At 69.4% G+C, this 25790-nt stretch carries 20 protein-coding genes and 4 pseudogenes; 7 read left to right on the top strand and 17 right to left on the bottom strand.

The window, feature by feature from the left end; all coding sequences use genetic code 11:
* The first annotated feature begins 167 nt into the window (after positions 1 to 167).
* Positions 168 to 1949 carry a metal-dependent hydrolase family protein gene (locus ACZ516_RS10945; RefSeq protein ID WP_469010448.1) on the top strand — a complete coding sequence of 594 codons (1782 nt, stop codon included), beginning with the start codon at positions 168 to 170 and terminating at the stop codon, positions 1947 to 1949.
* A gap of 24 nt (positions 1950 to 1973) precedes the next feature.
* On the top strand, positions 1974 to 3074 hold the full coding sequence (locus tag ACZ516_RS10940; protein ID WP_469009708.1) for a threonine aldolase family protein: 1101 nt from the start codon (positions 1974 to 1976) through the stop codon (positions 3072 to 3074).
* Positions 3075 to 3276: 202 nt separating this feature from the next.
* Here the strand turns inward: ACZ516_RS10940 and ACZ516_RS10935 are convergent.
* Positions 3277 to 3588 (bottom strand): annotated as a pseudogene (locus ACZ516_RS10935) (aminotransferase class I/II-fold pyridoxal phosphate-dependent enzyme); the annotation flags it as partial.
* 205 nt (positions 3589 to 3793) lie between these two features.
* On the opposite strand from ACZ516_RS10935, the gene ACZ516_RS10930 reads away from it, so the two are divergent.
* The 3 genes and pseudogenes from ACZ516_RS10930 to ACZ516_RS10920 all read left to right on the top strand — a co-directional run.
* A complete protein-coding gene (locus tag ACZ516_RS10930) occupies positions 3794 to 6106 on the top strand; it encodes a molybdopterin-dependent oxidoreductase (protein WP_361085511.1) in 2313 nt (770 codons plus the stop codon).
* A 134-nt stretch (positions 6107 to 6240) separates the two neighbouring features.
* Positions 6241 to 6792 (top strand): EF-hand domain-containing protein, encoded by a 552-nt coding sequence (locus ACZ516_RS10925; protein ID WP_361085514.1) that lies wholly within the window; start codon positions 6241 to 6243, stop codon positions 6790 to 6792.
* A 257-nt stretch (positions 6793 to 7049) separates the two neighbouring features.
* Positions 7050 to 7331 (top strand): annotated as a pseudogene (locus ACZ516_RS10920) (transposase); the annotation flags it as partial.
* 7 nt (positions 7332 to 7338) lie between these two features.
* Here the strand turns inward: ACZ516_RS10920 and ACZ516_RS10915 are convergent.
* The 16 genes and pseudogenes from ACZ516_RS10915 to ACZ516_RS10840 form a co-directional block, all read right to left on the bottom strand.
* Positions 7339 to 7707: pseudogene (locus ACZ516_RS10915) on the bottom strand (TetR-like C-terminal domain-containing protein); the annotation flags it as partial.
* A gap of 396 nt (positions 7708 to 8103) precedes the next feature.
* Positions 8104 to 8592: a hypothetical protein gene (locus ACZ516_RS10910; RefSeq protein WP_469009706.1), complete on the bottom strand. Its 489-nt coding sequence runs from the start codon at positions 8590 to 8592 to the stop codon at positions 8104 to 8106.
* 204 nt (positions 8593 to 8796) lie between these two features.
* Complete coding sequence (locus ACZ516_RS10905) at positions 8797 to 9474, bottom strand: GGDEF domain-containing protein (RefSeq protein WP_469009705.1); 678 nt, start codon at positions 9472 to 9474, stop codon at positions 8797 to 8799.
* 92 nt (positions 9475 to 9566) lie between these two features.
* Complete coding sequence (locus tag ACZ516_RS10900; RefSeq protein ID WP_469009703.1) at positions 9567 to 9878, bottom strand: hypothetical protein; 312 nt, start codon at positions 9876 to 9878, stop codon at positions 9567 to 9569.
* A 99-nt stretch (positions 9879 to 9977) separates the two neighbouring features.
* The gene (locus tag ACZ516_RS10895) at positions 9978 to 10286 is read right to left on the bottom strand and encodes a hypothetical protein (RefSeq protein WP_469009702.1); all 309 of its coding nucleotides are present in this window, start codon (positions 10284 to 10286) and stop codon (positions 9978 to 9980) included.
* Between the two features lie 13 nt (positions 10287 to 10299).
* Positions 10300 to 10509, bottom strand: coding sequence for a hypothetical protein (locus tag ACZ516_RS10890; protein ID WP_469009701.1), 210 nt, complete (start codon positions 10507 to 10509; stop codon positions 10300 to 10302).
* Positions 10506 to 10709, bottom strand: coding sequence for a hypothetical protein (locus ACZ516_RS10885; RefSeq protein WP_469010447.1), 204 nt, complete (start codon positions 10707 to 10709; stop codon positions 10506 to 10508). Before ACZ516_RS10885 ends, ACZ516_RS10890 begins: the two co-directional genes overlap by 4 nt.
* Positions 10651 to 11604 carry an AAA family ATPase gene (locus ACZ516_RS10880; protein ID WP_469010445.1) on the bottom strand — a complete coding sequence of 318 codons (954 nt, stop codon included), beginning with the start codon at positions 11602 to 11604 and terminating at the stop codon, positions 10651 to 10653. The genes ACZ516_RS10885 and ACZ516_RS10880 overlap by 59 nt, the downstream gene beginning before the upstream one ends.
* Positions 11605 to 12104: 500 nt before the next feature.
* Positions 12105 to 15230 (bottom strand): amino acid adenylation domain-containing protein, encoded by a 3126-nt coding sequence (locus ACZ516_RS10875; protein ID WP_469010444.1) that lies wholly within the window; start codon positions 15228 to 15230, stop codon positions 12105 to 12107.
* A gap of 239 nt (positions 15231 to 15469) precedes the next feature.
* On the bottom strand, positions 15470 to 16390 hold the full coding sequence (locus ACZ516_RS10870) for an SAM-dependent methyltransferase (protein WP_469009700.1): 921 nt from the start codon (positions 16388 to 16390) through the stop codon (positions 15470 to 15472).
* Positions 16391 to 16473: 83 nt separating this feature from the next.
* On the bottom strand, positions 16474 to 17142 hold the full coding sequence (locus ACZ516_RS10865) for a hypothetical protein (protein WP_358913411.1): 669 nt from the start codon (positions 17140 to 17142) through the stop codon (positions 16474 to 16476).
* A 59-nt stretch (positions 17143 to 17201) separates the two neighbouring features.
* A complete protein-coding gene (locus ACZ516_RS10860; RefSeq protein ID WP_469009698.1) occupies positions 17202 to 20318 on the bottom strand; it encodes an amino acid adenylation domain-containing protein in 3117 nt (1038 codons plus the stop codon).
* A gap of 52 nt (positions 20319 to 20370) precedes the next feature.
* Positions 20371 to 21339 (bottom strand): zinc-dependent alcohol dehydrogenase family protein, encoded by a 969-nt coding sequence (locus tag ACZ516_RS10855; protein WP_469009697.1) that lies wholly within the window; start codon positions 21337 to 21339, stop codon positions 20371 to 20373.
* A 44-nt stretch (positions 21340 to 21383) separates the two neighbouring features.
* Complete coding sequence (locus tag ACZ516_RS10850) at positions 21384 to 22160, bottom strand: HisA/HisF-related TIM barrel protein (protein WP_469009696.1); 777 nt, start codon at positions 22158 to 22160, stop codon at positions 21384 to 21386.
* A 36-nt stretch (positions 22161 to 22196) separates the two neighbouring features.
* Positions 22197 to 23459, bottom strand: a complete 1263-nt coding sequence (locus ACZ516_RS10845; RefSeq protein WP_469009694.1) for an NAD(P)-binding protein — start codon at positions 23457 to 23459, stop codon at positions 22197 to 22199.
* Between the two features lie 2 nt (positions 23460 to 23461).
* Positions 23462 to 24154 carry a hypothetical protein gene (locus ACZ516_RS10840; RefSeq protein ID WP_469009693.1) on the bottom strand — a complete coding sequence of 231 codons (693 nt, stop codon included), beginning with the start codon at positions 24152 to 24154 and terminating at the stop codon, positions 23462 to 23464.
* 403 nt (positions 24155 to 24557) lie between these two features.
* Here ACZ516_RS10840 and ACZ516_RS10835 point away from each other — a divergent pair, with 403 nt between their 5' ends.
* Together ACZ516_RS10835 and ACZ516_RS10830 are read left to right on the top strand one after the other, a co-directional pair.
* Complete coding sequence (locus ACZ516_RS10835) at positions 24558 to 24932, top strand: helix-turn-helix domain-containing protein (protein WP_469009692.1); 375 nt, start codon at positions 24558 to 24560, stop codon at positions 24930 to 24932.
* Between the two features lie 146 nt (positions 24933 to 25078).
* A pseudogene (locus tag ACZ516_RS10830) lies at positions 25079 to 25396 on the top strand (IS5/IS1182 family transposase); the annotation flags it as partial.
* Positions 25397 to 25790: the final 394 nt, after the last annotated feature.

Raw genomic sequence — 25790 nt, 5'->3', positions numbered from 1 at the left:
TACCCGTGCACACACCCCCCGACCGAGATCTCCTTTTGCGCCCCGACCGTGTCTGGGACGCTGTCGCGGACGCACCGGTCGACAACGTGTCCATCCTTCTGCGCGACGGCCGGATCGAAGAGATGGGCCACGATCTCCGCCCCGACCCGGAGACGGACGTCTTGGAGATGCCCGGCTGCACGCTCCTGCCCGGTTTCATCGACTGCCACGTCCACGTCCTGGACGAGAGTGCGGAAACAGCTCCCTCCGCTTACCAGACCCTCACCGCGGTACCGGCCCTGCGTGCCCTGCTGCACAACGGGTTCACCACCGTCCGCGACCTGGGCAGCGCTCACCTCCCCCTCAACGTCTCGCTGCGCGCAGCCGTCGAGGACGGATTGATCGAAGGGCCACACATCATCGCGGCGCCCAACATCCTGTCCCCCCGCGGCGGCCACGGCGACAAAGAACCCGATCTGGCCCAGCGCTACGGAACCCAGATCGGCACCCTGGCCGAAGGCGTCGACGAACTGCGCCGCGCGGTACGCGAACAGTCCCGTGCCGGAGCCGACTGGATAAAGTTCGCGGGCGGCGGCGGCTTCTCCTCGTCGGTCGACAGCCCCACCAGCACCTCTTACTCGCGTGTGGAGGTGCACACCATCGTCTCGACGGCCGATGACCTGGGACTGCCCTGCGCGGCACACGTCTTTACCGACCGCGCGGTGCTGCGCGCCGTCACCGCGGGAGTGCGCAGCGTGGAACACGGCTGCTTCGCCACCGCCTCCACTTACGGGGTCATGGAGGACGCGGGCACCTTCCTGGTGCCCACCCATTATGCCCAGACCTACTTCCTGGAACGGCTCGATGACGACGACTTCTGGGACGCCTCCATGGCGGTCATCCGGCAGAACTATCGTAAGTACGCCGACACGCTGCGCGAAGGCCTGCTGCGGCCGGCGCGCACGAACGTGAAAACTGCCTTCGGCACCGACGCGGGAATGTTCCCGCACACCGAGAACTGGCGGGAGTTCCCGGCCTTATTGGCCCACGGCTACACCCACCTGCGCGCCCTGAGAGCGGCGACGTGTGTCGCGGCGGAACTCCTCGACCGCCCTGACCTCGGCACCGTCACCCCCGGCTCGACAGCGGACCTTGTCGCCGTCGAAGGCGACCCCTTCACCGACATCACCGCCACCGGCCGCGTCCGGCATGTGCTTCAGCGAGGTCGTCTCGTCACCACGGCACGGGACACGGTCTCGATAAGCGCATCTCGTCGGAAGCCACCCCCCGCACCCTCAGGACCCATCAAGGAGAACCGTATGAATCCCGAGCAGATGATCGAAGCGATGAAGCCCGACGTCGAGCGGTTCGTCAGCGGAAATCAACTGGTCACGCTGGCACAGGACGGGCAGATCCGAAGGGACCACTTCAAAAGGATGCTGCTCGCCGAATATCAGTGCCAGGAAGCCGAACTCTCCACCTATGCCCTGCTGGCGTCGCGACACCGCCACGAGACACCGGCGACCCTGTTCTCCTTCGTCCTGCACACCATCGCGACCGCCCGCGGCCTGTTACGCGAGGCGGCTCCGACGGTCGGCATCCGCGCCGTCGACATTCCCCTGGTCCCGGTCGACCAGGGGCTGTTCCGGGTGGTACGCGACCTCACCTGGATGGGCACCCAGGCGGGGCCGGCCGAAGCCGCCCTCTACCTGCACACGGACCTCTCGACCTGGTGCACCCTCTTCTCTCGCATTTCCGCCGCCTCCCGGCAGCTGACGGACGTGCCCGAGCCCGTGCTCGCCTACCTGGATTCCTGGGGCGACAAGCCGCCCCCCGAGATCGCCGCGGGAACCCTGGAAGTACTCGAGTACGGACTGGCCCAGGGCGAGGAACCGGATCGTATTCTCCACACTGCCCGGCAGTTGGGGTCTCTCATCGACCCCTACTGGACCTACGTCGACGGTGGTTGAAGAGAAGGCGTACGAGAAGGTCGGGTGCCGTCCCTCTCCAGGGTGTGCCCGACCTCCCCGCTGCCCTCCACGGACGCCACTCTCCGCCACGACCCCGATTGGCGAGAGTTCACCAGCGACAACTGCTCGGGCGCCCACGCGGAAATCCTGTCCGCACTGGTCCTTGCCAATGGGGGGCATCAACAGGCCTACGGCGAGGACGACTACACCACCCGGCTGGACGACACCTTCCGCCGGCACTTCGGACCGGCCGCCCAAGCATTTCCCGTCTTCAACGGGACGGGAGCCAACCTCATAGCGCTGCAGGCCGTCACCGACCGCTGGGGAGCCGTGCTCTGTGCAGAACAGTCCCACCTGACCGAGGACGAGGGAGGAGCCCCCGAGCACGTCGCGGGGCTGAAACTGCTCGAACTTTCCTCTCGGGACGGGAAAATCAGACCCGGGCTGGTCGGCCGTGCGGTTGAGGCGGCGAGTGACGTTCACAGCGCTCGGCCGCAAGCTCTCTCCCTGGCACAGGCCACAGAACTCGGCACCTGTTACGCCCCCGAGGAGGTTCGCGCTCTTTCCGCATGCGCGCACGCCCACGGCCTGGCCGTCCACATGGACGGTGCGCGACTCGCCAACGCGGCCGTGTCCCTGGGCGTGCCTCTGTCGGCCTGCACGACTGAGGCGGGTATCGACATCCTGTCGTTCGGCGGCACCAAGAACGGCCTCCTGTTCGGCGAATGCGTAGTGATACTCGACCCGTCCCGGGTCTCCGGGCTGCCGTACCTGCGCAAGCGCTCCACCCATCTCGCGTCCAAGATGCGTTTCCTGTCCGTGCAGTTCGAAGCACTCCTCGAAGGAGACCTCTGGAAACATAACGCGGCCCACGCGAATGCCATGGCCGCGAGACTCGGCTCTCTGCTCTCCGGCCTGAACGGAGTGACGGTCACCCGGCCCGTCGAGGCCAATTCGGTATTCGCCGTGCTGCCCCGGACGGTCCTCGCCCGCCTCCTGGACCGGTACACGATCTACACCAATGACGAAAGTCGGGGGGAAGTGCGTCTGATGTGTTCGTTCGACACCACCGAGAGAGATGTCGATGCTTTCGGAGCGGCGGTGGCCGAGAACATGTCGAGGTGAGCGCATACGGTGGCACCGGCGGAGCTGTCACAAAGAATGGAATGCCGCTGCGAACGTGGAGAGCGCTTGGTCGAGCTCCGGTGGAAGGCCGAGCGGTGATGTTCACACGCAGGCGTGTTGCTTTGCGGTTGCCCACTGGCCAGAGCAAGGGGGACAACCATGACGCTCCGTTGACGGCAGGACTCGGCGCGAGGGAGGCGGGACCGGCCAGGAAACCTCCGGCGGAAGGCACGGTTTTGCTCAGTGTCGCCATGGTGAGACCGAGGGGTGACCCGGGCATCCCGAAGTGCTCGTGCAGTCCTTTTCCGGTCGCATCGAGTACGCCGAGACTATGGGCCTCGTCCAGGTACAGGACGGCTTGGTGCTCGCGGCACGCCTGGTCGAACGCCGGCAGGTCCAGCAGATCACCGTCGGCGCTGAAGACGGCGTCGCAGACGACCAGTTTGACCGCGTCGTCCGGCGCTTCGGCGAGGAGGCTGCGGACAGGGCTGGTATCACCGTCGCATTGGTCAATCCGGACGGCAGCAAGACGTCAAACGGCAGAGCAACGGCCCGCGCGGCGCAAGACGTGCCTTCTCGGTCGTACGCACTGTCAGGGTTGGGCGGCATCCCCCAGGGGGAGTCTGTGTCCTGCGGACCGCTGACTGGCTCGGATTCCCTGTGGAGTAGCGGCCGTTGCCCGAGATCCGGAGAGACTTCAGGGATGGAGTTGATGCGCGGTGGAACGACGCATGCCGGTTGCGACGCACTGGGGCAGTTTCGTAGCCGTGGTCGATTCGGGTCAGCTGGTACGCATCGAGCCCCGGCGTGATGACCCCGCGCCGTCGCCGATCGGCCCGGGCATGGTGACGGCTGCTGAGGACAGTGCGCGGGTGCTGCGTCCCGCGGTGCGCAAAGGGTGGCTCGACGGCTTGCCGCGCGCCTCTGGAACGGCCAGAGGTGCGGACAGCTTCGTAGAAGTCAGCTGGGACGACGCGCTCACGCTGGTGAGCGAGGAAGTGCGCCGGGTGCGCGCCCAGCACGGGGACGGCGCGGTCTTCGGCGGCTCGTACGGCTGGGCCAGCGCGGGTGGGTTCCACAATGCGCAGGGTCAGCTCCACCGGTTCCTGGCGTTGGGCGGGGGCTACACCGACTCGCGCAATACGTACAGCACCGCCGCTCTCGAGGTCATCCTTCCGCATGTGATCGGCGGGGCTCCGTGGAGCTACCAGTCCCGGATGCCGATGTGGGACGAGATCGCCGAGAGCTGTGAGCTCGTGGTGGCGTTCGGGGGGCTGGCACTGAAGAACAGCCAGATCAACCCTGGCGGGCTGGCCCGACACCAGACGCGGGACCTGCAGCGGAAGTGCCGCGAAGCCGGGGTGCGGTTCGTCAATGTCAGCCCGATCCGCAGTGACACCGCAGAATTCCTCGACGCCCAGTGGCTGCCGATCGTTCCCAACACCGACACCGCCCTGATGCTCGGCACCGCACACACGATGCTGGTCAACGAGTGGTACGACGAGGACTTCCTCACCCGCTGCTGCGAGGGGTTCGACCGCTTCGCTCCCTATCTGACCGGCGACGTAGACGGCATCGTCAAGGACGCCGACTGGGCCGCGAGGATCACGGGCATCAGTCGCGACACGATCGCCGATCTCGCCCGCCGCCTGTCCACACAGCGCTCCCTCATCATGGTCAACTACGCCATACAGCGGGCGGACCACGGTGAGCAGCCGATCTGGATGTCGCTCGTGCTGGCGGCCATGGCGGGTTCGCTGGGCCGGCCCGGCTGCGGCTGGGGCGCGGGGTACGCAACGATGGACGCGACCGGTGTCGCCCCGGGCCGCCCGTCCGTGGCGTCGATGCCGCGGGTGGCGAACCCTGTTGCGGACTTCATTCCGGTCGCCCGGATCGCGGACACCCTGCTGGAACCGGGTGCGACCATCGACTACGACGGTCAGCGCCTGACCCTGCCGGACCTGCGCCTGATCTACTGGTGCGGGGGAAACCCCTTCCACCACCACCAGGACCTCCACCGCCTCACCCGAGCCTGGCAGCGCCCGGACACGGTGGTGGTCCATGAAGCCTGGTGGAATGCCACGGCGAAGTTCGCCGACATCGTGCTTCCCGTCGCGACCAGTCTGGAGCGTGACGACTTCGCCGCGGGATTCTCCGACCCGCACCTCGTCGCGATGCCGAAGGTCCGTGACCCGGCCGGCGAGGCACGCACCGACCACCAGATCTTCGCCGCATTGGCTGCCCGGCTCGGCTACGAGCACGAGTTCACCCAGGCGCGTTCCGAGATCGAATGGGTCCGGTACCTCTATGCCCGGACACGGGCGAACCTCGGTGACGACGCGGCCTTGCCTGAGTTCGACGAGTTCTGGCAACGCACCTCCGGTGTCGAACTGCCCGCACTCAGCGGGCCTTTTCCTGGCAGCTTCGAAGCGCTGCGCTCCGATCCGCAGCGCTTCCCTCTGACAACGCCGTCGGGCCGGATCGAGATCTTCTCCCAGGAGATCGACTCGTTCGGTTACGACGACTGCACCGGACATCCGACGTGGTTCGAACCTGTGGAGTGGCTTCACGCCGACCTGGCGGACCGTTTCCCGCTGCACCTGATCTCGAATCAGCCTGCCTCACGCCTGCACAGCCAGTACGACAACGGCGGCCACAGCCGCAAGTCGAAGATCCACGGCCGCGAGCCCGTAACGATCAACCCGCAAGATGCGGCAGCACGCGGGATCGAGGACGGCATGATCGTGCGCGTCTTCAACGACCGAGGCGGCTGTCTGGCGGGCGCGATTCTGTCGGACGCCGTCATGCCCGGCGTCATCCAGCTGTCCACCGGAGCATGGTGGGATCCGGCCCAGCCGGGCCGGAGCGGAACCTTGGACCGCCACGGCAACCCGAACACCCTCACCCGGGACCGCGGGTGCTCACGGCTGTCCCAGGGCCCCAGTGCGCACAGTGCTCTTGTCGAGGTCGAGGCCTACGACGGGCCGGTCGAGGAGGTATTGGCCTTCACACCACCACACCTCGAACACTGAGCCGAAGCCGGCTCGACGATCGGCGAGTCTGCCGAGCTCACGCTCGTCGGACGCCGGGTCGGCAGGTCTGACCGACGCCGAGGTTCCACTCGTAGGTTTGCGTGTCGGTGACTGCGTGAATACGGTGCGCAGTCATGACTGCACTGCAAGATCTCAAGTACGGCCAGTGGTTCAGGGGCGCCGATGTCGATGGTGACGGGTTCATCACCCAGCGTGACGTCCGCCAGATGAGCGAGCGCTACATCAGCGCCCGCGAGACCAGCCCTGATGCCGGGACCGTCCGCCGGCTCACCGAGGGAATGGACCAGTTCTGGTCGAACGTCATCGCCCCGATGGATCAGGACGGTGACGGGAAGGTCGATGTGCGGGAGATGACCGAAGGCTTCAAGAATGTCCTGACCGACCGCGCCCTCTACCCGAAGCAGATTGCGCCGATCACCGATTGCTTCTTCGATCTCGTCGACCTCAATGAAGACGACAAGATCGACCAGGCCGAGTTCCAGCAGATGTTCGACTCGGTCGCCGCCGTCCCCGGCGAGGACTGCGCCGCCGTCTTCGCCGCTCTGGACCTCGATGGTTCCGGCGGTCTGGACCGTGACGAGTTCCACCAGGCACTCGAAGAGTTCTTCTACGGCAATGACCCCGACGCTCCCGCCAACCACATCTTCGGCAAGGTCACCGCCTGACAATCCCCGCATACGCCCCAGACCCGCGCTCATGTCCGGGTCTGCCCCTTGGCCGGTGACCGCGCGGCGCGGTACGCCGGCCTTCCGGGCCAGGTCGACCGGGGCTTTACCCGGTTCCTCGGTCAGTACGACGAGGAACCGGACGGAGGAGCCGACGGCGGCGAGGATCCCCGAGTACCTCGGCAAGGCCGTCCTCGCGTGAGCCGCGAGGACACGCTCGTGACACGCGACTACGAACAGATCGGCTCCAGCAGAGAGGACGGCCTCGCACCAGGCCGGACCGGTCCTGGCCGACAACGCGTACTCCTGCCGCGCGATCCGCGAGCACTCGCGCAAGCGCGGCATCCGAGCGGTGATCCCTGTTCCTGCTGACCAGCGCCCACCGGCTACGTTGGGGCAACCGGAATGGCGGGCTACCGGCTTTCGACCGTGAAACCTATAAGCAGCGCAACGCCGTCGAGCGGTGCATCAACCGCCTCAAGCAGTGCCGCGGCAGGCATCGCCAGGCCTACCGGCGGACCGGGAGGCAGAAGACCGGCAAACAGGTCAGGCCGGCGCGAGCAGTCCTTCCAACTCCGCTTCGAAGAAGGCGTCGGCGTCGAAGCCCATCCCGGTGAAGTGACCCGCCAGTTCGAGCGAGAGCACCCCGTGCAGTCGGGTCCAGAAGGAGAGAGCGCGGTGGAGCTGGGCGGGCGTGGCCGGGTGCTCGCCCGCCCACTGCCCGTGGGCCTCGATGTGGCGGTCGAAGGGCTGGTCGTCGACCTCGGCCGAGGCGCGGGCCGGGAGCTTCGCGCAGGCGTCGAGCAGTGTCGCCATGATCTCGGAGGCGATCCCGGTGACGTCGTCCGGGGCGTGGTAACCGGGCACGGGAGTGCCGTAGACGAGGAAGTACCGATGGGGGTCGGCTCGCGCCCACCGCACTGGAAGAGAGCTCCGCCACCACAGCAAGGCCTCGTCCCTCCCGCGACCGGCAATGGGCAGCACCGCAACCCGCCCGGCCTCCGCCCGGGCCGAAACTGGTCATCCAGCTCTCCGGGGGGCCACCCACCGCGTGGACGCTGCTGCCCGGCGTACCGGACGCGAGGGCGACTACGTCGGCGGTGTAGCGGGTGGTCTCAGTCTCGGTCATGTGTACCCCTCGGTGGAGTGGATCAGTGGGTGGTGTCGGTGACCACGAGAAACTGGTCGGTATGCAGGTACATCACGACGTGTGCGTCGAGGCCCTGAGCACGCTGGGCGTCGGCGGGCCAGGAGCCTCGGGGGTGCCAACGGGGAAGCGCTCCAGGACGGTGCGGGAGGGTGCGCCGATGGTCATCGGTCGTCACCGCCCTTCACGCGCTCGTCGATGTCGATGAGGGTGGCGATGGCGTCAGGGTTGTCGGCCATGCCGACCCACCGGCCGCTCGCGGTGAAGACGGGGACCTGGTCGTGGTCTCCGTCGAAAACGACGACGTAGCCCGCGTACCGGTCGAGGACCATGTCACTCAGGACCGGGATGAGCGCGGTGTCCAGGACCTCCAGGGCGTCGACGGTGAGGTGGGCGCCCCCGCCGGGCGCCTGCGGCGGGACCAGGGTGCCGGTGACGCGCAACAGGTCGCCGGGCTGTATGCCGGTCAGCAGCGCGTGGGTGATCCGGGGGTCGCCGCTGATGCAGGAGACGACCGTGTCGGGCGCGTCGTCGGCGCCGGTGTCGATGTCGGCGGGTTGGACGATCAGGTCGAAGGCGGCCGTGCCCGAGCGGCGGCCGGGGGCGGGGATGGCGTCGACCCAGCCGTCGACGGCGCAGTGCTTGGCCTCCATTAGTTGGCCTCCGCCAGGGTCACGGTGGGGCGAGGGGAGCGGGTCGGGGGGTGCGCTGCGCGAGCACCAGGAGCTCGCAGTTGCGCTTCTGCTCAGCTGGCGTGAGCGGCCGGGCCTTCGCAGTGCCGTGGCGATGCCAGAGCGGAGAGGCCGGCGGCTCAGGGTAGGCGAGCGCGTGATCGTCCTCGGGCCGGGCTGCGGTGCTCATGCGGCCCGCCCCCACACGCTGGTGCCCGGACGGCCGACTCGGCGGCCGTTGATGGACGGCACGGTGACGTGCTGCGCCGTCGCGAAGGCCGCGCGGCCGGAGTGCTTGCCGCAGTAGAGGGCGGCATCGGCGGCCCTCTGGAGCACGGTCAGGTCGCGGGAGCCGAGCACGTCCGGCGTCGCGGCGCCCACCGAAGCGGCGACGTTGACCGTGCATCCCTCGTCAAGGACGACCGGCGTGTGCAGCATCCGGACCAGCTGCTCCAGGCGGTGCGTGCGGCGGTCGGAGGGCAGCTCCAGGACCACGGCGAACTCATCGCCCCCGAGCCTGCCGACGGACGCGCGCGGGCCCGCCCATGCGGTGAGCCGGGCACCGATCGCGGCGAGGACCCTGTCCCCGGCCGCGTGGCCCATGACGTCATTGATCTGCTTGAAGTGGTCGGCGTCGACCATGACCACGGTCGCCTTGTCGCCGTGGCGGGCCAGGAGCTGGCGGGCGCGGGCGGTGTAGGCGTCGCGGCGCAGCAGGCCCGTCAGCGGGTCGCGCTTCGTGGCCGCGAGCTTCTTGTGCAGTGCGACGGCGTGCACCGCCCAGCCGGTCAGTGGCACGGCGGCGGTGGTGATCAGGAGGGTGCGCGGGCCGATCCGGCCCGAAGCGTGCAGGACGGAGTCCATACTGAGGATCTCCCTCTCGTCTTGTACGGGTTGGGTGGGCCCGGGGCGGTCGACGTGGTTACCAGGCCGATGGCGGCCGTCCCGGGGCAGAGTTACATCTCGGAGGTTTTGGAGTTGAGCCAGCTGTATGGGCTCCTCCAGGGGCCGGCCTTCGCGGCGGGCCAGTCGAGTTCCCAGCCGGGCCGGTATCCGCAGGCGCACCAGCCGTCCGGACCTGCGTGGGGGATCTCGCGTCCTGCTTCGGCGGCGGCGCGCGCCGCGTCGTAGACCTCGTGCGCGGCCTTGACGGCGGCGCTGCGGCTGTCTGCCCAGCCGGTGAAGACGTGCACGCCTTTGAGGCCGGGCGTCTGGGTGTTGCGTATTGGGACGTCCACCTCGAAGTAGGGCAGCGGCATGACGTCCATCTCCTCTCTGTGTTGAGGGGCCACTGCGACCGCCCCGGCCCCGGCCCCGGGCGGGTGCGGGGTCCGCCGGGGCGGCACAGAGTGCCCTCAACTCAGGGGTCAGCTGGCTGTCTCGATGGCGTCGCGCAGGTGGGTCCGCGCGCGGGCCAGGAGCGCGGGCTGGTCGGCGCCGGGCTCGGTCAGTGCGTCGGTGAGGTAGGTGGCGGCGGAGTCCAGGTCGTCGCTGGCATCCTGGAAGTTGCCGAGGCTGGAGTCGGCGAGGACGTCGCGGACCTCTTCGACCAGGTCGATGAACCGGGTCGGGGTGAGGCCGCGCGGCGGTTCGCTGCCGATGAGGGTGCTGAGCTCCGCGGTGAAGCAGGTGTCGAGCGCGGTGAAGGTGTTGGCCTGAGCGGTCTGGACGGCCATGGGGGCCTCTTTGTCAGAAGTCGAGCCGGATGGTGATGGGGGTGCGGCGGTCGCCGTAGTCACGGCGGGGGTTGTGGACGGTGCGGCGGTGCGCGGTGAGGCCGGCGCCCCCGCCCTGGATGGGCAGGTGGCACTCGGGGCAGCCGAGGGACCAGTCCTCACTGGGTGGGAGGTCGGCCGGGGTGAGCGGGTGCGGGTGCAGTCCGTCGGTGGCGCGGCTCACCTGCTCTCGCCTTCGGTCGGCTGCCGGTCGGCGAGCGCCAGGAGCTCCGCGGTGAGCTCCGGCGCGGACAGGATGGTGCGCAAGATCGAGGCGAGGCCGTCGCGTTCGATCGGGTTGAGGCGGTCCCACACCAGGTGGGCGTCACCGTGGACGCCGACGGCCTTGAGGTAGTCGGTCTCGGTGGTGGCGGTGTGTTCGATGCCGCACCGGCCGCACCGGAATACGGTCTGGTCGCAGCCGCACGCGGGGGTCGTGGTCGTCATCCGCTGATCGCTTCCAGGGCCTGCGCTTCGAGGTCGGCGCAGTCCTCCTGGTCGTCGCCGTCGTTGGCTCCGTGGACGGTGCAGACGATGTCCTCGTCGTCGTCCAGGTCGCCGTTGAGCGCCCGGCGAGGCAGGTGACGCTGTAGGCGGGCGCCCAGGCGTGGCCGGTGCATTCGTCGTCGTGCGGGCACGGCACCGCGACGTCGAACCCGATGTCGCCCTCGCCGTTCACGTCGGTGCGCAGGGCGAGGGTGAGGTACTGCTGACCGAGGCGGATCTCCGCGACGCGGTCACCGCCGGCGGCGTCCGAGCCGGGCTTCCACTGCCACAGCGGCAGAATTTCCTCGCCGAACGTGCGGCTCACGAGGTTCAGCTCACCGAGGCCGTCGCTGCCGTCCAGTCCGAGGTCTGCCTGCCGCGTGCCGCTCAGGCGCTCCAGGTACGGCACGAGCCGGTGGAGGCTGTCGGAGCAGACGATCTCGGGGAAGCCCTCGGACTTCAGGGTGCGGCGGGAGGCGAACATGTCGTCGTGCTGCTGGGCGACCACCTCTTCCGGCACCGTGCGGTTCGCCGGCCGCGGGCCCTGCCGCTCGATGCAGATGCTGCCGGGCGTGGTGAACACGACCGCGATGGGGAGCATGTCGTGGCGCTTGGCGGCAGCGATGAGCGGCTTCCTGGCGGCGGCCGTGACGTTGGTGGCGTCGACGACCGTGAACAGCCGGCGGCGCATCCTCGCCTCCAGGAGCAGGTGCAGGGCGGCGACGGCGTCGCCGGTCGCGTCTTGGTCGCCCGCGTCGTCGCTGACGGCCCCTCGCAGCGCGTCCAGGGACAGGACCTGGGATGCGGACCAGGTGCGCGCGAGCGTGGACTTCCCGGCGCCGGACGCACCGAGCGACTACGAGGGCCCCAGCGCGCTCAAGCACTTCGCAGCGCGGCCCACCTGGTGGACGCGGTTCTTCGGCAGCATGTGATCCGCCCGCCTGGCGGGATCTCGCAGCAAAATCCGATGACTGGCAGCTCCGGGGCGGACACGTCCTCCCCGATGGCGGTGTGGTCGGGCAGGAGGTCGGCGACGGCGGTACGGATCGCACCGCAGCTGACACCATGGTCACGGACGAGGGCGGCGATGGAGCGGCCTTCCAGGTACGCGGTGCGTACGTCGTCGGTCTTCGTGGCCGCCCCGGCGGGGCGGTGACCACCCTTGTTGCCCCGCCGCATCGGACCTCGGGTGTCATCTAACCCTGTTGCCAGCCACCATCGGATCTCATCGGATCGGAGCTGCTGTCAGGTCCCGAAATCACTGGGTTCATTGGGCGACCGCCGCCCCTGTGGTCATTCGATGGCCTCGGGAGCGGACGCGGCGCGGGTGGACCCCGAGGGGGGCGCGAGGAACCCGGTGCGCCTGAACTCGTGCAGGTAGGTGTCGAGCAGTTCGGCGTCGACGGGCGGGCAGACGAGTCCGCTGTCCGCGAGTGCGGCGTCGGTGTTGCGGCGGCTGAAGGTGGGGAAGACCCCGTCGGTGTACATCTGCTTGACCGAGACCTCGCTGTCACGAGCCGGTTCGACGAACATGGCGACGTATGGGGCCATGGGGTGGTCGGGTATCCGTGCCGTCAGGTCGGTGAGCATCTCTGTCCACGTGTCGTAGGGCACGGTCCGCACCGGGTAGCCCATGGCGGTCAGGCGTTGAACGAGCAGGGGCAGACGGGCTGCGCGGGGGTTGGTGAGGTGGTACACGCGTCCGTCGGGATCCTGGTGGGTGATGATGTGGGTGATCGCGTCGGCGGTGTAGTCCACCGGCACGAAGTCCAGCGGCAGGGCCATGTCCGGGGCGAGGCCGGTTTCGGCGACGGTGCGGAACAGGGCGCACATCATGGTGTCGGTGTTCCACACGCCCCGGCCCACGGTGCCGGTCACCTCGTAGGGGCGGTGGACGGCCACCGGCAGGCCGCGCCGGCCGGCCTCGGCAACGAGGTTTTCCGCGACCCATTTGGTCTCGGGATAGCCCAGGGACAGGCGGTCGGCGTGGTCGAGCGGGGTGTTCTCGTCGACGTGTCCGGCGCCTGCGGTGCCGAACCCGGCGATCACCGCGATGGTGGAGATGTAGTGGAGCGGTTTGGTGGTGTGCTCGCCCGCCAACTCCAGCACCGTGCGGGTGCCGCCCACATTGACCGGCGCCAGCGCGCCGTAGGGGTAGGCGAAGTTGACCCGGGCGCCGCAGTGCACGATCAGGTCGGTCTCACGGGCCAGCCGGTCCCACTCGCCTTCGGACAGACCGAGGTGCGGCTCGGCCAGCTCTCCGGGTACGGGGACGACACGCCCCAGCAGCGGTTCGGGGTCGAGCCCGTAGCGCCGCATCCTGGCGGCCAGCCGCGCGAGGGCCTGCGGTGGATCGTCGGCGCGAATCAGACAGTGCACGCGCTCCACGCCTTCCCGCAACAGCCGGTCTACGAGATAGCCCCCCAGGAACCCGGTCGAGCCGGTCAGCAGAACCTGCCGAGGCGCCCGCGGAGCGGCCGTCGCGGGCGCGGTGTACCGCAGGTCCGCATCGAGTCGGCTCTCGGCCGCGAAGTCGATGTCCGCGCCGGCGGACTCCTCGTGGCCGTCGAGCAGGTCCCGCACCGTCGCGGCGAAGTCCCGCAGGGACGGGTCGGCGACCAGGCTGCGGATCATCGCACGCCCGAACCCGGCCGGTACCTTCAGCCGTTCGCGTATCGCGGCGGTGACCTGAGTGGCCCGCAGCGACGTACCGCCGAGAGCGAAGAAGCGCATGTCGCGGGCGACTGTGTCCTCGTGGAGAACATCGCGCCACACATGGGCGATGATTTCCTCCACCTCTCCCCGGGGCGCCTCGGCACGGGCCGCCGACATGGCGGGCGTGGCAAGGGCGGACAGCGACCTGCGGTCGACCTTGCCGCTTGAGGTGAGGGGGAGTGCGTCCACCAGGGCGATCCGCGCCGGCACCATATAGCTGGGCAGCCGGTCGCGTACATGCTCATGCAGGCGAGCCACGAGGGCCTTGTGCTCACGTCCACCCTGCGCCACGACAGCGGCCACCAGCCGCTGTCCCGCCCCCTCTCCGACGACGTCGACCGCCGTCTGACGCACGTGCGGATGTGCCGACAGTACCGACTCGACCTCGTCCAGCTCGACGCGGTAACCGCGGATCTTGACCTGGCGGTCGCGCCGCCCGAGGAACTCGAGCGCCCCGTCCTCGCGCCACCGTGCCATGTCGCCGGTGCGGTAGAGCCGTCCGCGTATTCCCTCGGGACTCCACCGGTCTTCGACGAAGCGTTCCGCCGTCCTGCGCGGGTCGCCCAGGTAACCCAGCGCCACCCCGTCGCCGCCGACCCACAGCTCGCCCGTCTCGCCGGGGGCGGCGACCGTGCCGTCCTCACGCACCACGTAGGCGGTCGAGCCGGCGACCGGCACCCCGATGGGCACGTTCTCGGCCTGCGGTGCCAGGTGGTCCACCCGGCACACGGTGGACAGGGAGGAGTTCTCGGTGGGCCCGTAGCCGTTGAGGAAGGCACCCGGCCGGCCCTCCGCTAGTACGGCGCGTACCGCGCGGGGGCTGAGCACGTCGCCACCCGCGATGAGAAGACGCAGCCCGGCGAAGAGGTGCGGTGCGAGGTGGACGTGCTGGTGGAAGAGGCCCGCGCTCAGCCACATCACGCTGACGTGCCGGCCGCGCACCACGTTCTCCAGTGCCTTGGAGTCCAGCAGGTCCGAGTCCTGGGTGAGGAGGAGGCAGGCGCCGTTCAGCAGGGTGGCGAAGATCTCGAAGCAGGACACGTCGAAGGTCAGGTCGGTGGTGGCGAGAACGCGGTCGTCGGGCCGGATGCGCAGCTCCCCCGCCCCGCGGGCCAGCCTGGTCTGGCCGCGGTGGGGACACACCACGCCCTTGGGGGCGCCGGTCGATCCGGAGGTGTAGATGACGTACGCCGCCTCACCGGCGGCGCGTTCGCGCCACCACTGCGGATCAGCCTCCTCGGGAACGGTGAACAGGTCATCGGCGCGGACGGCGGTCGTGGCGTCCGGTACCTCTACGGGCCCGTCCGCGCGGTGCACCGCCACCCGGACTCCGGCGTCGCGCAGCATCAGGGTCAACCGGTCGGCGGGCTGGTCCGGACCGACCGGGAGGTAGACCCCGCCCGCGTGCAGGATCGCGAGGATGGTGGCCACTGCCGCCGGTGACCGCCGCATGACCACCGCGACCACGTCCCCGGCACCCACTCCGCATGCCCGCAGTGCCGTCGCGCCGCGCCGGACCTGTACCGCCAGCTCGCGGTAGGTCCATGCCCCGTCCGCCCATTCCACGGCCGTTGCCTCGGGCCGGGCGTCAACCTGTTCCGTGAAGAGGAGCGGGATGCTGGCCGTCCGGGGATGGCCGGTGGATACCTGGTTCCAGCTACGGGCATACTGGGGTAGGGGGGTGGGGGTGATGTCGTTCGGCATTGCCACGCCGACTCCTCTGGTTCGTTTGGGTGGTCAGGTCGTTGTCCTGGGGCGTCACCCCGACGGAGGCCGGCGTGGTGACGGGGATGGTGTGCGTGCCGGCCCGGCGGGGGCCCGCGCGGAAACGTCGGGAGCGAAACACCGGACCGCGCACGGCGTCGCCGTGCCGACGGGAGTCCCACTCCGCCGCCCGGGCGGGCCCCTGAGCGCGGTGCTAAGGGACACCGGTACCGGCTGTCCTACGCGGGGCTCCTCTCGGCGACGATGCTGTGGGCCGAGGCGTCCTGGCGCAGCAGGGCGACGGCCAGATCCGTGGCCATGCCCCGGATCGCCTCCAGAGGCGGGCTCGCCTTCTCGGGGAAGTGGACGTCGATGTTGCTCTTCAGCTCCAGCACCCACCGGGCGGCGTCCTCCGGGCAGGGCAGCACCCGGTCGTCCCGGATCCGGAATCCGCCGTCCCGCAGGACCTCGGTGACGTAGCGCAGCGACTTGCGGTGCCGCAGCGCCAGATGGTCCGCGTTCGCGGGCAGATCCGGCTCACGGTCCAGGAACTCCTCGGTGTAGAGCGTCTCGGAGACGACGAACAGGGACCCTGGCCGCATGCGGCGGGCCAGCGCCTCGACTGCGGTTTCGTACACCTGTGGGGGGAGGTGCGTGATGACTCCCCGGGCGATCACGAGGTCGTAGGGCTGCTCCCGGTCGGGCAGCTCGGCGATGTCGGCGGCGTCGCACAGATACAGGTGGACACGGTCCGGCCGGGGCACGTCGCGCACGAAGCCGGCACAGTGGGCGAGCTGCTGGGCGCTGATGTTCATGCCGTCCAGGCGCGGGCAGTCGGGATAGACCTGCGCGAGGTGTCTGAGCGTCGCCCCCCATCCGCACCCGATGTCCAGGATGCGTCGCGGGGTGGTGTGGCCGGAGCCGTCACCTGTGGCGAGGGCGAGTTGCCGTTCCAAGTGCCTGCGTCCCGCCTCGTCGAGGGACACGGGGCGAGGGGAGTCCGGGTGGCCGAAGACGCCCCACTGGAAGTGCAGTTGCTCGCCCAGGACTTTCTGCCAGTCGCCCGGGGAGTCCTCATAGGCCCGGACCACGTGAGCGCGGAACGGGTCGCTGCGGTGGCTCGGCAGTACCTCATACGCCGGTTCGTCGATGCCGTTCATCGGTTGCCTCCTTGTCGGACAGGCGGTGTTGGACAGGTGACGCGGTGCCGGGGCGGCGGCCCCGGCACCGGGGTGTCACGGGCTCAGACCGTGTCGGCCGCCGCGGCCTTCCAGACGTCCAGCAGTGCGTCTGCGATGCGGTGGGCGTGGAACAGCGCTTCCTGCGGATCGTCGCCCCGGTCGAGGCCGTCCTGGGCGACGGTCAGGGCGAGTTCTGCCAGGGCGGCGTCGCCGGGGTCGTCGTAGTAGTCGAGGAACTCTCGCGGCACCGGTGCACCCGTCTCCCGCAGGCGTCGTGCGACGGCGGTGGCGCCGGAGTAGTAGACGTGCATGTCGGTGTGGGCAGCCAGGGCTGCCGCGGTCTGGCTCCCGCATGCGGCGATCCAGGACATGGCGCCGTGGAAGGAGTAGGCGCCGCTCTTCGTCGGCCGGCCCACCAGATCGGTCTCGGTCATCTCCAGGGCCCGGGCCACTTCCCGCAACTTGGGAGTGGCCTCGTGGACGATGTGTGCCAGGGTCACCCAGAGTTCGGCGGCGGGCCGGTGCGGATACCGGGTCAGCAGGGTCCCGTACGCGACGAGTTCCACCGCGTGTGCCCGGTACTCGACCGCCACCAGACGACGCAGCGGTTCCAGGACGCCGGGCTCGGTGACGGGCGCCAGGGTGAGCGGACTGCCGGGGGCCTCGCTCGTGAGGCTCTGTCGGACGTCGTCGGCCAGGGCCTTGGCGTCCATGTGGCTTCGGGTGGTCATGTGATTCCCTTCGGTTGGTCGGCGACGGATGGCCGTCGCCGGTGCGGGTGGTGAGCGGTTCAGGCGGCGGGGCCATCGGTGGCCCGCGGTGGCGGGAGGTATCCGCTCTCCCGGAGGCGGCCGAGGTAGAGGTCGATCAGCCGGGCGTCGACCGGCGGGCAGTTCAGGCCGGCATCCGTCGAGACACGGTCGGTGTTGTCGCGGCCGAAACGGGGAAGCGTGCTCGTCAGATACGCCGGCTCGACGGCGGGGTCCGTGTCGGTCGCGGGCGCGGCGATCAGCGGGAGGTATGGCGTCATCGGGTGCCGGGGGTCCGCGTCGACCGCCCGGACGACTCCGGCCACCCATTGCCGGTATCCGACCGTGCGCACCCGGTAGTCCATGGCACGCAGACGGTCCACGAGGAGGGACAGCTGTGCCACGTCGGGGTTGGTGATGTGGTAGACGCGGCCGTCGGGCTTCTCGTGGGTGATCACCCTGGTGATCACGTCGGCCGTGTGGTCGACGGGGACGAAGTCGAGCGCCAGCGGCACGTCGGGGGCCGTGCCGGTCTGCGCGATCGTACGGAACAGCGCGCACATCAGGGTGTCGGTGTTCCACACGCCCCGGTCACCGGTACCCGTGACCTCGGAGGGACGGTGGATCGAGGTGGGAAGCCCTTGGCGCGCGGCCTGGGCCAGCAGTTTCTCGGCGACCCATTTCGTCTGGGTGTAACCGGTCGGGAGTCGGCCGGGACGGCCGAGCGGGGTGGACTCCGTCACGTGCCGGACCCCGGCGAGGCCGAGGCCGGTGAGGACTCCGACGGTGGAGATGTGATGCACGGGCTTGAGCCGGTGCATGCCCGCCAGTTCGATGACTGTGCGGGTACCGCCGACGTTGGTCGGAGCCAGTGTTTCGTAGGGGTAGGCGAAGTTGACCTGCGCGCCGCAGTGCACGATGACGTCGCTCTCCCGTGTCAAACGCCTCCAGGTTGCCCTGTCCACTCCCAACCGTTCGGCTGACAGGTCACCCGTGACCACCGTGACCCGGCCGTCCAGGCGTCGTGGATCCAGGCCGTAACGCCGCATCCGGGCGGCGACGCGCGCGGAGCCCTGCGTGTCGTCCCGTGCGCGGACGAGGCAGTAGAGATGTTCCGCACCGGCTGACAAGAACCGATCGATGAGGTGGACGCCGACGAAACCGGTACCGCCGGTGACGAATACCCTTCCCAAGCGGCCGAATTCGGACAGCGGTCCGGTGAACGGCAGCATCCGGTCCAGTCGCGCCTCGGCGTGTAAGTCCGGCTTCGTGGGTGCGGCCCGCGCCGTCCCTTGCCCGGCGAGTCGCCGTGCCCGCTCTGCGAAACCACCGAAGGTCGGACTGCCCAGCAGCTCGCGGACAAGGGCGCTGCCCCTCCCCGGGTCGATGCCGAAGTGGCGGCGGGTTGCCGCGGCGACGTGTGTAGCCGTCAACGACGTTCCGCCCAGGGCGAAGAAGTCGTCCCCCCGCCCCACGGCGTCCGTGCCCAGGACCTCGCACCAGATTCGCTCGAGTGCCCTCTCATCCGCGCCGTATGGCGGTGGGCCCTCGCGTCGACCGGCCTCCGGCTGGGCGAGCAGGGTCAGGAGGCGGGCGTGATCCGCCTTGCCGCTCGCCGTCAGGGGCAGGTCGGGGGCGCAGACGATCCTGCTGGGCACCATATGCGCCGACAACCGGTCCCGCGCGTGGTCGTACAGGTGGGTGGTCAGCGCGGTGGCATCAGCGCCCGGGATGGCGACCACGACGGCACCGAGGTGTTTCCCCAGTCCTTCGCCCAGTATGCCGACGGCGGCCTCCCGGACGTCTGGATGGGTGCACAGCACGGCCTCGACCTCGTCCAGTTCGATCCGGAAGCCCCGCAGCTTCACCTGCCTGTCCCTGCGCCCCAGAAACTCCAGCACGCCGTCCTCCCGGCGGCGCACGATGTCGCCCGTCCGGTAGAGGCGGCCCTGCGGATCTTCACCGAAGCAGTCGGGAACGAAGCGCTCCGCAGTCAGTTCAGGGTCGTTGAGGTAACCGATCGCCACACCGTCCCCGCCCGTCCACAGTTCCCCCTCCTCCCCGGCCGGGGCCAGGCTGCCGTCGCACCGGACCACGTGAACGGTGGTGGCGGGCACCGGTGTGCCGATGGGGACGAGTTCCGCGTCGTCGGATAGGTCGCGGACCGTGTACGACGTGGTGATGACGCCGTTCTCCGTCGGCCCGTAGCCGTTGATCAAGGTGGTGGGCGCGCCGTGGGCCAGTACGGCGCGGACGGCGCCGGGGCTGACCGAGTCACCGCCCACCATCAGACAGCGCAGTCCGGAGAACATGCGGGGTGCCGACTGGGCGTGTACGTGGAACAGTCCGGCGGCCAGCCACAGGGTGGTGATGCGGTGCTGGCGCAGGCACTGCTGCAAGGTCTCGGTGTCGAGCAGGACTTCGGGTTCCGGGAGGACCAGGCAGGCACCGTTGAGCAAGGTGCAGAAGATCTCGTAGTACGAGACGTCGAACGTCGGGTTGGTCGTGGCGAGCAAGCGGTCGCCGGGCCTAGGGACCGCCGGGTGGTCGGCGGTCACGAAGCGGACCAGGCCCCGGTGGTGGCACAGCACACCCTTGGGCGCGCCGGTCGAACCGGAGGTGTAGACGAGGTACGCGGCGTCCGTCGCCACCCGTCCTGCGGTCCGGCGCGGTTTGGGCCGTGCCGTCCTCTCCCGTTCCAGTTCGCGAGTGGTGACCCGGACGAGCGGGAGAGCCGGGGGGACAGTGGCGTCCGGCAGGGTCACCACATACCTGGCGGCCGCGTGCCGAATCATCGTGGCCAGCCGTTCGCCGGGAGTGTGGGGGTCGAGGGGGAGGTGGACGGCGCCTGCCTCCAGGACGGCGAGCGTGGTCACCACCGACTGCGGGGAGTGGTCAAGGAGTACGGCGACGACGTCGCCGTCGCTCACGCCGCGAGCCCGCAGGTGCGCGGCGGCGCCGTACACCCGGTCGCGCAGCTTCCGGAACGTCCAGCGGCCGCCGTTCCACACCAGCGCCTCGCTGTCGGGGGTCCGCCGTGCCTGCCGGGCGAACAGGTCCGGGAGCAGGGCGTCGCGGAGGTCGCCGGTAGGGGTGTCCTCGCACGCGCGGACGTGCCGACGGGTGCGGCCGTTCGGCGTGGGCGCCGTCGACGGCATGATCGACTCCTCTCCTGGGTCGACTGGCCGGGATGTGCGGGGCCGGTTGCGGTCAGCCGGTGAGCAGGACCTTTCCGGCGCGTCCGGGTCGCCCCGTGCGTTCGAGCGCGGTACGGAAGTCGGCGAGGTCGTAGCGTTCCGCGACCTCCAGGCCGGGCAGGCCTCTTGCGACGGCTTCCTGGACCTCCCCGGTGAGAACGCCCAGCTCCTTCTCGTCCAGGCGCTCCATACGGGCGGGAAGCCAGAAGCCGCACACGCTCACCTGCCGGAAGACCAGGTCGTCGGGGCGCACCGAGAGGGGGCGGCCGGACAGCATGCCGTAGGAGACGAACCGTCCGGCGGGACGGAGGGAGCGCAGAGCCGCGTCGCCGAGAGCGCCGCCCACCGCGTCCAGCACCGCGTCCACCTGGCCGCACTCCACGGCGTCGCGTACCGCCTCGGTGAGGGCGCCCGCGGAGCCGGCCGTCAGGGGCCGCGCGCCCAGGCGCGTCAGCGCGTGTGCTTGTTCGCGGTGTCTGACCACGGGCAGGCACCGGACACCGCGCCCGCTCGCCAGGTGGATCACCATGCGGCTCACGGCGGAGGCACCCGCGGTGAGGAGCAGCGTGGCGCCCGGATCGAGGGCGAGGTCACGCACGAGCAGGTGGGCGGTGAACGGGTTCACGGTGAGCTGGCAGACGGCCTCGGTGGAGACGCCGTGCTCGACCGGGATCACCGAAGTGCCGGGGACGCAGATGTGTTCCTGCCACGTTCCCGTGGCGGAGACCGCCACCCGGGTGCCTGGTGCGGGCCCCCTGGTGCCGGGGCCGAGGGTGTCCACGGTGCCCGCCCCCTCGAACCCGGCGACAGCCCAGCCGCTCTCCCGGATGCCCCCGTCCGGTCGCGGGGTGAAACGAGCCTCGCGACCGTAGGAGCCTTGGACGAACAGGAGGTCCGAGGGGTTGATCGGACGGGCGGTCAGCCGTACCCGTACCTGGCCCGGCCCCGGCTCGGGACGGGGGAGGTCTGTCAGGCGGAGCACACGGGCAGGATGTCCGTACCCCTGGAAGGCCACGGCCCGCACGATCAGCCCGCTTCCCCGCGCAGGTGCCGGTACAGGCTCTCGCTCAGCGAACCCACCGTCTCCCGGCCGCTGTGGACGACCTTGTTGACGAGTACGTGAGTGGCGTCGCCACCGTGCAGCGCGTCCGCCAGTTGTCCCGCCGAGCCCGCACCGCCGGAGGCGATGACCGGAAGCCCGGACACCCGGGCCGCGGCGCGGGTCAGTTCCAGGTCGTAACCGATGCCCGTGCCCTCACGGTCGACGTTGTTGGCGAGCAGCGAGCGCACGCGCAGTTCACCGAACCGCCGGGCTACGGTGAGGGCGTCCACCGAGGTGCGGGTGGCGCCGCCGTGAATAACGGTCCGCCATCCACGCTGCCGGTCGCCCGAGCAGTTGACGACGCCGATGAGCCGTCGGCCCCCCAACAGGCGGGCGGTGTCCCCCACGCGGTCGGGTTCATCGACCATGCTGGTGCTGACCGAGAGCGCGTCCGCGCCTGCGGACAGCAACTCCTCGCACTCCTCGGGCGTCGGCAGGACTCCGTGCTGCACCGAGACGAGCAGTTCCAGGCCCGTCCCGTGCAACTCGCGCAGCAGGTCGGGCAGATAGCCGACGGCGGTCCAGGGATCGATGACGTCCAGGAACAACTCGCCGGCACCGTCGTGCGCGTAGCCGGCAGCGATGCCGACGACGTCGAGGGGGTCGGCGAGACCCGGGATCCCGGACGGGTCGGTCGCCACGCCGTCACGCACGTCGATGCAGGGAATCACCTGCCGGGCCACCTGGGCCCATGAGTCCATGGTGCGGCTTCCTTGTCGCATTCCTTGTCCCATCGGTCATCCGCCTTCCAGGTAGTTGCGCAGCCGCCGTAGCCGCGGGCCGCGGGGTGCGAGGTGATGTGCCACTGCCAAAGCCGATGCCATGGCCGCTTCCTGTGTTTCCACCGGGGTCGTGCAGTGTCCGAGGAAGAGGAGGCGCTGTCCCTCTTCGATCGCGCCCAGCCGTTGCCTTGCCCGGCATGCCCGCGGGGTGGGGAGCGTCGCCCGGAACGAGGAGCGGGCGAGTTCCGCACGGGGCCGCCCGGCGCGGTGGTCGACCTGGCTGACGAACAGATCGACACCCAGCGAGGGGCCGTACCAGGTCGTGGTCTCGCTCCGGCCCGCCTCCACCGTCGTGTTGCCGGCGGACCACACGCGCCGGTCCTCGGGCATTCCGTACGGGTCGCGGTGCAGGACGTAGGTCACTTGCCGGTACGCGACGGCGTTCAGTGCCGCTTGCCAGGCTCCCGTGCCGGCCAGACCAGAGAGTGCTGCCAGGGCGTGGTCCGCCGGCAGAGCCAGGGCGACCGCGTCCACCGGGTGGACAGCTCCCGCTCCGTCCACGAGTTCGAAGCCCTCTGCGACCTGGCGCACCGCCCGCAAGCCGGTCCCCAGTCGCAGCCTGACCGAAGGCGAGCCGGCGGCGAGTGCATGGACGAGGGACGCGGACCCCGATCGCAGGTACGTGGTCCGGGGGACCGTGTCCGGCGGTGTGAAGGTCGCGCCGACCGCCCGGGCGGACAGGGTTCTCGCCTCGTCCAGCGTGCAGCCGTGGAGTGAAGCCGGCAGCGCGCACAACAGGTGCTCCACCGAGGGGGAGGGCAGCGACCACGCGTGCAGGAGGTCGTCGAGCGTGACGTCCCAGGACATCCCCTCCGTCTCCCACCGCGCGGATTCCTCGGCGAAACGGACCATGGCCCGGTACGCCGCTCCCCCCGTCGTGACCGGTCGTGCCACGTCGGCGGGTTCCGCGGCCGAGACCCACAGGGCCGGATGCTCGTGCTTGCGGAACACCACGCGAGAAGCCGTGGTCGCCACGAGATCCCCCGCCGGGACACCCGCCGACGCCGCGATGTGCCGCCAGACCGGAGACACCTCGACGGGTGTCTCCCTGACACCGAGGTCGATGACGTGAGTACCGCCGTCCGCCATAGTCTGTACGGACTCAGCGTTCCCGCCGAGCCTCGTCCGCTCCTCCAGCAGGAGCACCTCATGGCTTTCGTCGAGCAACCAGGCCAGCGTCAGACCGGCGATCCCGCCGCCCGCTATTCCCACGCGCACGGTCATAACCCTTGTCGGCTTCGCCGGCCGGCCTGGACGGCTTCTGGTGCTCGCTCCGCTCCGGCGGCGAACCGCCAAAAGCCGTCCAGACCGGCCAGCAGGGTTTTGGCGACCGCCGCGGCGTGGTCGGACGTGTCGCCTTCGCGGGCGCCGTCCTCCACGACGGTGGCGGCCAGGTCGAGCAGCTCCGAGGGTGCCGGCGCGCTGTAGTGGTCACGGAACGCCTCGGGCACCCTCGGGCCGGCGTCGGCCAGCGTCCGCACGAGTTCCCGGCACTCCCGCGCATAGGCCGCGAAGTCCGACCGCAGCGCCAGTGCCGCGGCAACGGGCCCGGCGTGCAGGCACATCCATGAAACCGCCATGGGGAAGGCGAACGCGTCGGCGGCTGTTACCGGGTCGAGAGCGGAGACGGAGGGTGAACCCACCGCCTTCGCGCACCGGTCGAGGCTCGGCCTGACGGAGCGTAGAACGGAAATCAGCCCGGTGAAGAGGTCGGCTGCCGGTCCACTCGGGAAACGGGTGAGAAGTACTGCGTAGGTCACGGTCTCGGTCTCCAGGCACAACTGGTCGGCCTGCACCATGCGACGGAGGTTCTCTCGGTTCACCCGGCCATCGCGAGCTATTCGCAGCAGTGCGTTATCGCGCTGCCTGATGAGCCGCTCCTGCTCGACGAGTAACTGGGCGGCAGCAGACACAGGACCAGCATTCATGAATTCTCCTCACCCGTATTGTTTAGTGGCTTCGTTCCGTGCAGTCCGAGTGCCCGAGCTTCGTGTCCGAAAACACTAGAAATTCGGTACCTTCGATACGGCACCCGGTCCTTTGGTCCCGCCTTGACGCCCGTAAGGGTCGGCACGCGGTGGAGTGCAGTCCGGTGAGTTCAGGTGCTGCAGGGGTAGAAAATAATTAGCGAGGGTGGATTGACGAGTAGGGACGCAGGTAGACAGCTCATGGATCGACCGGGCGCCACGGAATCGGAAGCTGAACGAATTCCTGGTTCACCGCCCCGCGAACCAGGGAACACTAACCCTGCCTGCTTCCGGCGCCAGAGCCGCTGTCCCGTCCGTGAGCGACAGACTCATCCCGGGGGACGATGCCATGCCCGACGAAGAAGAACCGTGTCATCTGGAGCTCATGTGCAGTCTTCGGGTGCTGCTACGGGAGCTCGATGAGATAACCCGAATGTTGAGGATCCTGATTGAGGAACGCCGGTCGGATCTCGAATTCACTGACCGGTTTACGGGGATATCCAGCAGCAAAATGCAATGCCTCACAGATCGCGAGAAGGCAGTCTTCCAGCTACTTGTGACCGGTCTTTCGAATCGCCAGATAGGGCGCAAACTCGGCATAGCCGAACGCACAGTGAAGAACAACCTGCACTCCATCTACCGCAAGATCGGGGTATCGGGTCGGGCCGAGGCGATCGCCCAACACTTTGGGATCCCTGTCCGGCGCCACAGGGCAAGCGACTAAAGGCTCGCAGAGACAAAACAGTAGGTTGCCTCTCTACGAGCCCTCACCTACAGGTTGTCCCGCTAACGCGCGTCGCGGGTGGTGCGTTTGCTGGGCTTGGGGTGGGGATGACCTCAGCGGATGATCTGAAGTGGATCGAGCCCACGGCCGACCGCATCGTCGATGGCCGCACCGCTACTGGCGATTTCGCCGACTCGCCGACTCGCCGACCGCGTAGCGACACCGGTTACATTGTCCCCGGCCCCCTGGTGCCCACATACGACGGCAGCATCGTTGACGACAACAGTCGCCTAGTGGTGGCGATTGGGCCCCCCTGCCCGGCAGTCGCAATAATCGCCGGACGTCTCACGGAGTCTGGCGTCGACTGGGCCTACTGCGGAGCCCCGGCCATAGCTGACGGTGGTTACCAGGGCACCGGTCTGCTCGTTCCGCACCGTAGACGACAGAGGCAGACGCACCTCAGTAAGCGTCTCGTTGACGGCTCGCGAGGGCAGCACGAATTCCAGTCTTTTGCTATGCACATGGGCAAGTCAGGCCATGGGTCGCACGCCGGGCCACGGCCCACGGATGTCCTCGGAGCACGGTGCCTTAGCGGCGTCGGTTGGAGTAGCTGATCGGCGTGTGGGGTGAGGGACGGTGACTGCCTCTGAGCAGCTCACGTGGTGGGACCGTTGTGGTCTCACAGCTGCGCCTACAAGGGTCTCGACGTCTCTTTGCCTGCCCTGGGCAGGGTTGAGGGCCTGAACTTGGGTGTGGGCTGGGCCCAGATGGACAGCCAGATGGCGGGCTGGCCAGGGGGCGGACAACACTCCTGTGCGCGGTCGTGCCGCGTTGGAGCGGCCTCTGTTTGGCTGCGCT

The organism is Streptomyces sp. NPDC034037 (assembly GCF_055575715.1).
Note: the sequence above shows the minus strand (reverse complement) of the source record. Positions and strands in the feature narration are given on the sequence as shown.

Bases quoted from the DNA above. Each gene is read 5' to 3' on its own strand.
- ACZ516_RS10945 (WP_469010448.1), top strand. From the start codon at position 168: ATGCCCGGCTGCACGCTCCTGCCCGGTTTCATCGACTGCCACGTCCAC.
- ACZ516_RS10925 (WP_361085514.1), top strand. From the start codon at position 6,241: ATGACTGCACTGCAAGATCTCAAGTACGGCCAGTGGTTCAGGGGCGCC.
- ACZ516_RS10910 (WP_469009706.1), bottom strand. From the start codon at position 8,592: ATGGAGGCCAAGCACTGCGCCGTCGACGGCTGGGTCGACGCCATCCCC.
- ACZ516_RS10905 (WP_469009705.1), bottom strand. From the start codon at position 9,474: ATGGACTCCGTCCTGCACGCTTCGGGCCGGATCGGCCCGCGCACCCTC.
- ACZ516_RS10900 (WP_469009703.1), bottom strand. From the start codon at position 9,878: ATGGACGTCATGCCGCTGCCCTACTTCGAGGTGGACGTCCCAATACGC.
- ACZ516_RS10895 (WP_469009702.1), bottom strand. From the start codon at position 10,286: ATGGCCGTCCAGACCGCTCAGGCCAACACCTTCACCGCGCTCGACACC.
- ACZ516_RS10875 (WP_469010444.1), bottom strand. From the start codon at position 15,230: ATGCCGAACGACATCACCCCCACCCCCCTACCCCAGTATGCCCGTAGC.
- ACZ516_RS10870 (WP_469009700.1), bottom strand. From the start codon at position 16,390: ATGAACGGCATCGACGAACCGGCGTATGAGGTACTGCCGAGCCACCGC.
- ACZ516_RS10865 (WP_358913411.1), bottom strand. From the start codon at position 17,142: ATGACCACCCGAAGCCACATGGACGCCAAGGCCCTGGCCGACGACGTC.
- ACZ516_RS10860 (WP_469009698.1), bottom strand. From the start codon at position 20,318: ATGCCGTCGACGGCGCCCACGCCGAACGGCCGCACCCGTCGGCACGTC.
- ACZ516_RS10850 (WP_469009696.1), bottom strand. From the start codon at position 22,160: ATGGACTCATGGGCCCAGGTGGCCCGGCAGGTGATTCCCTGCATCGAC.
- ACZ516_RS10835 (WP_469009692.1), top strand. From the start codon at position 24,558: ATGCCCGACGAAGAAGAACCGTGTCATCTGGAGCTCATGTGCAGTCTT.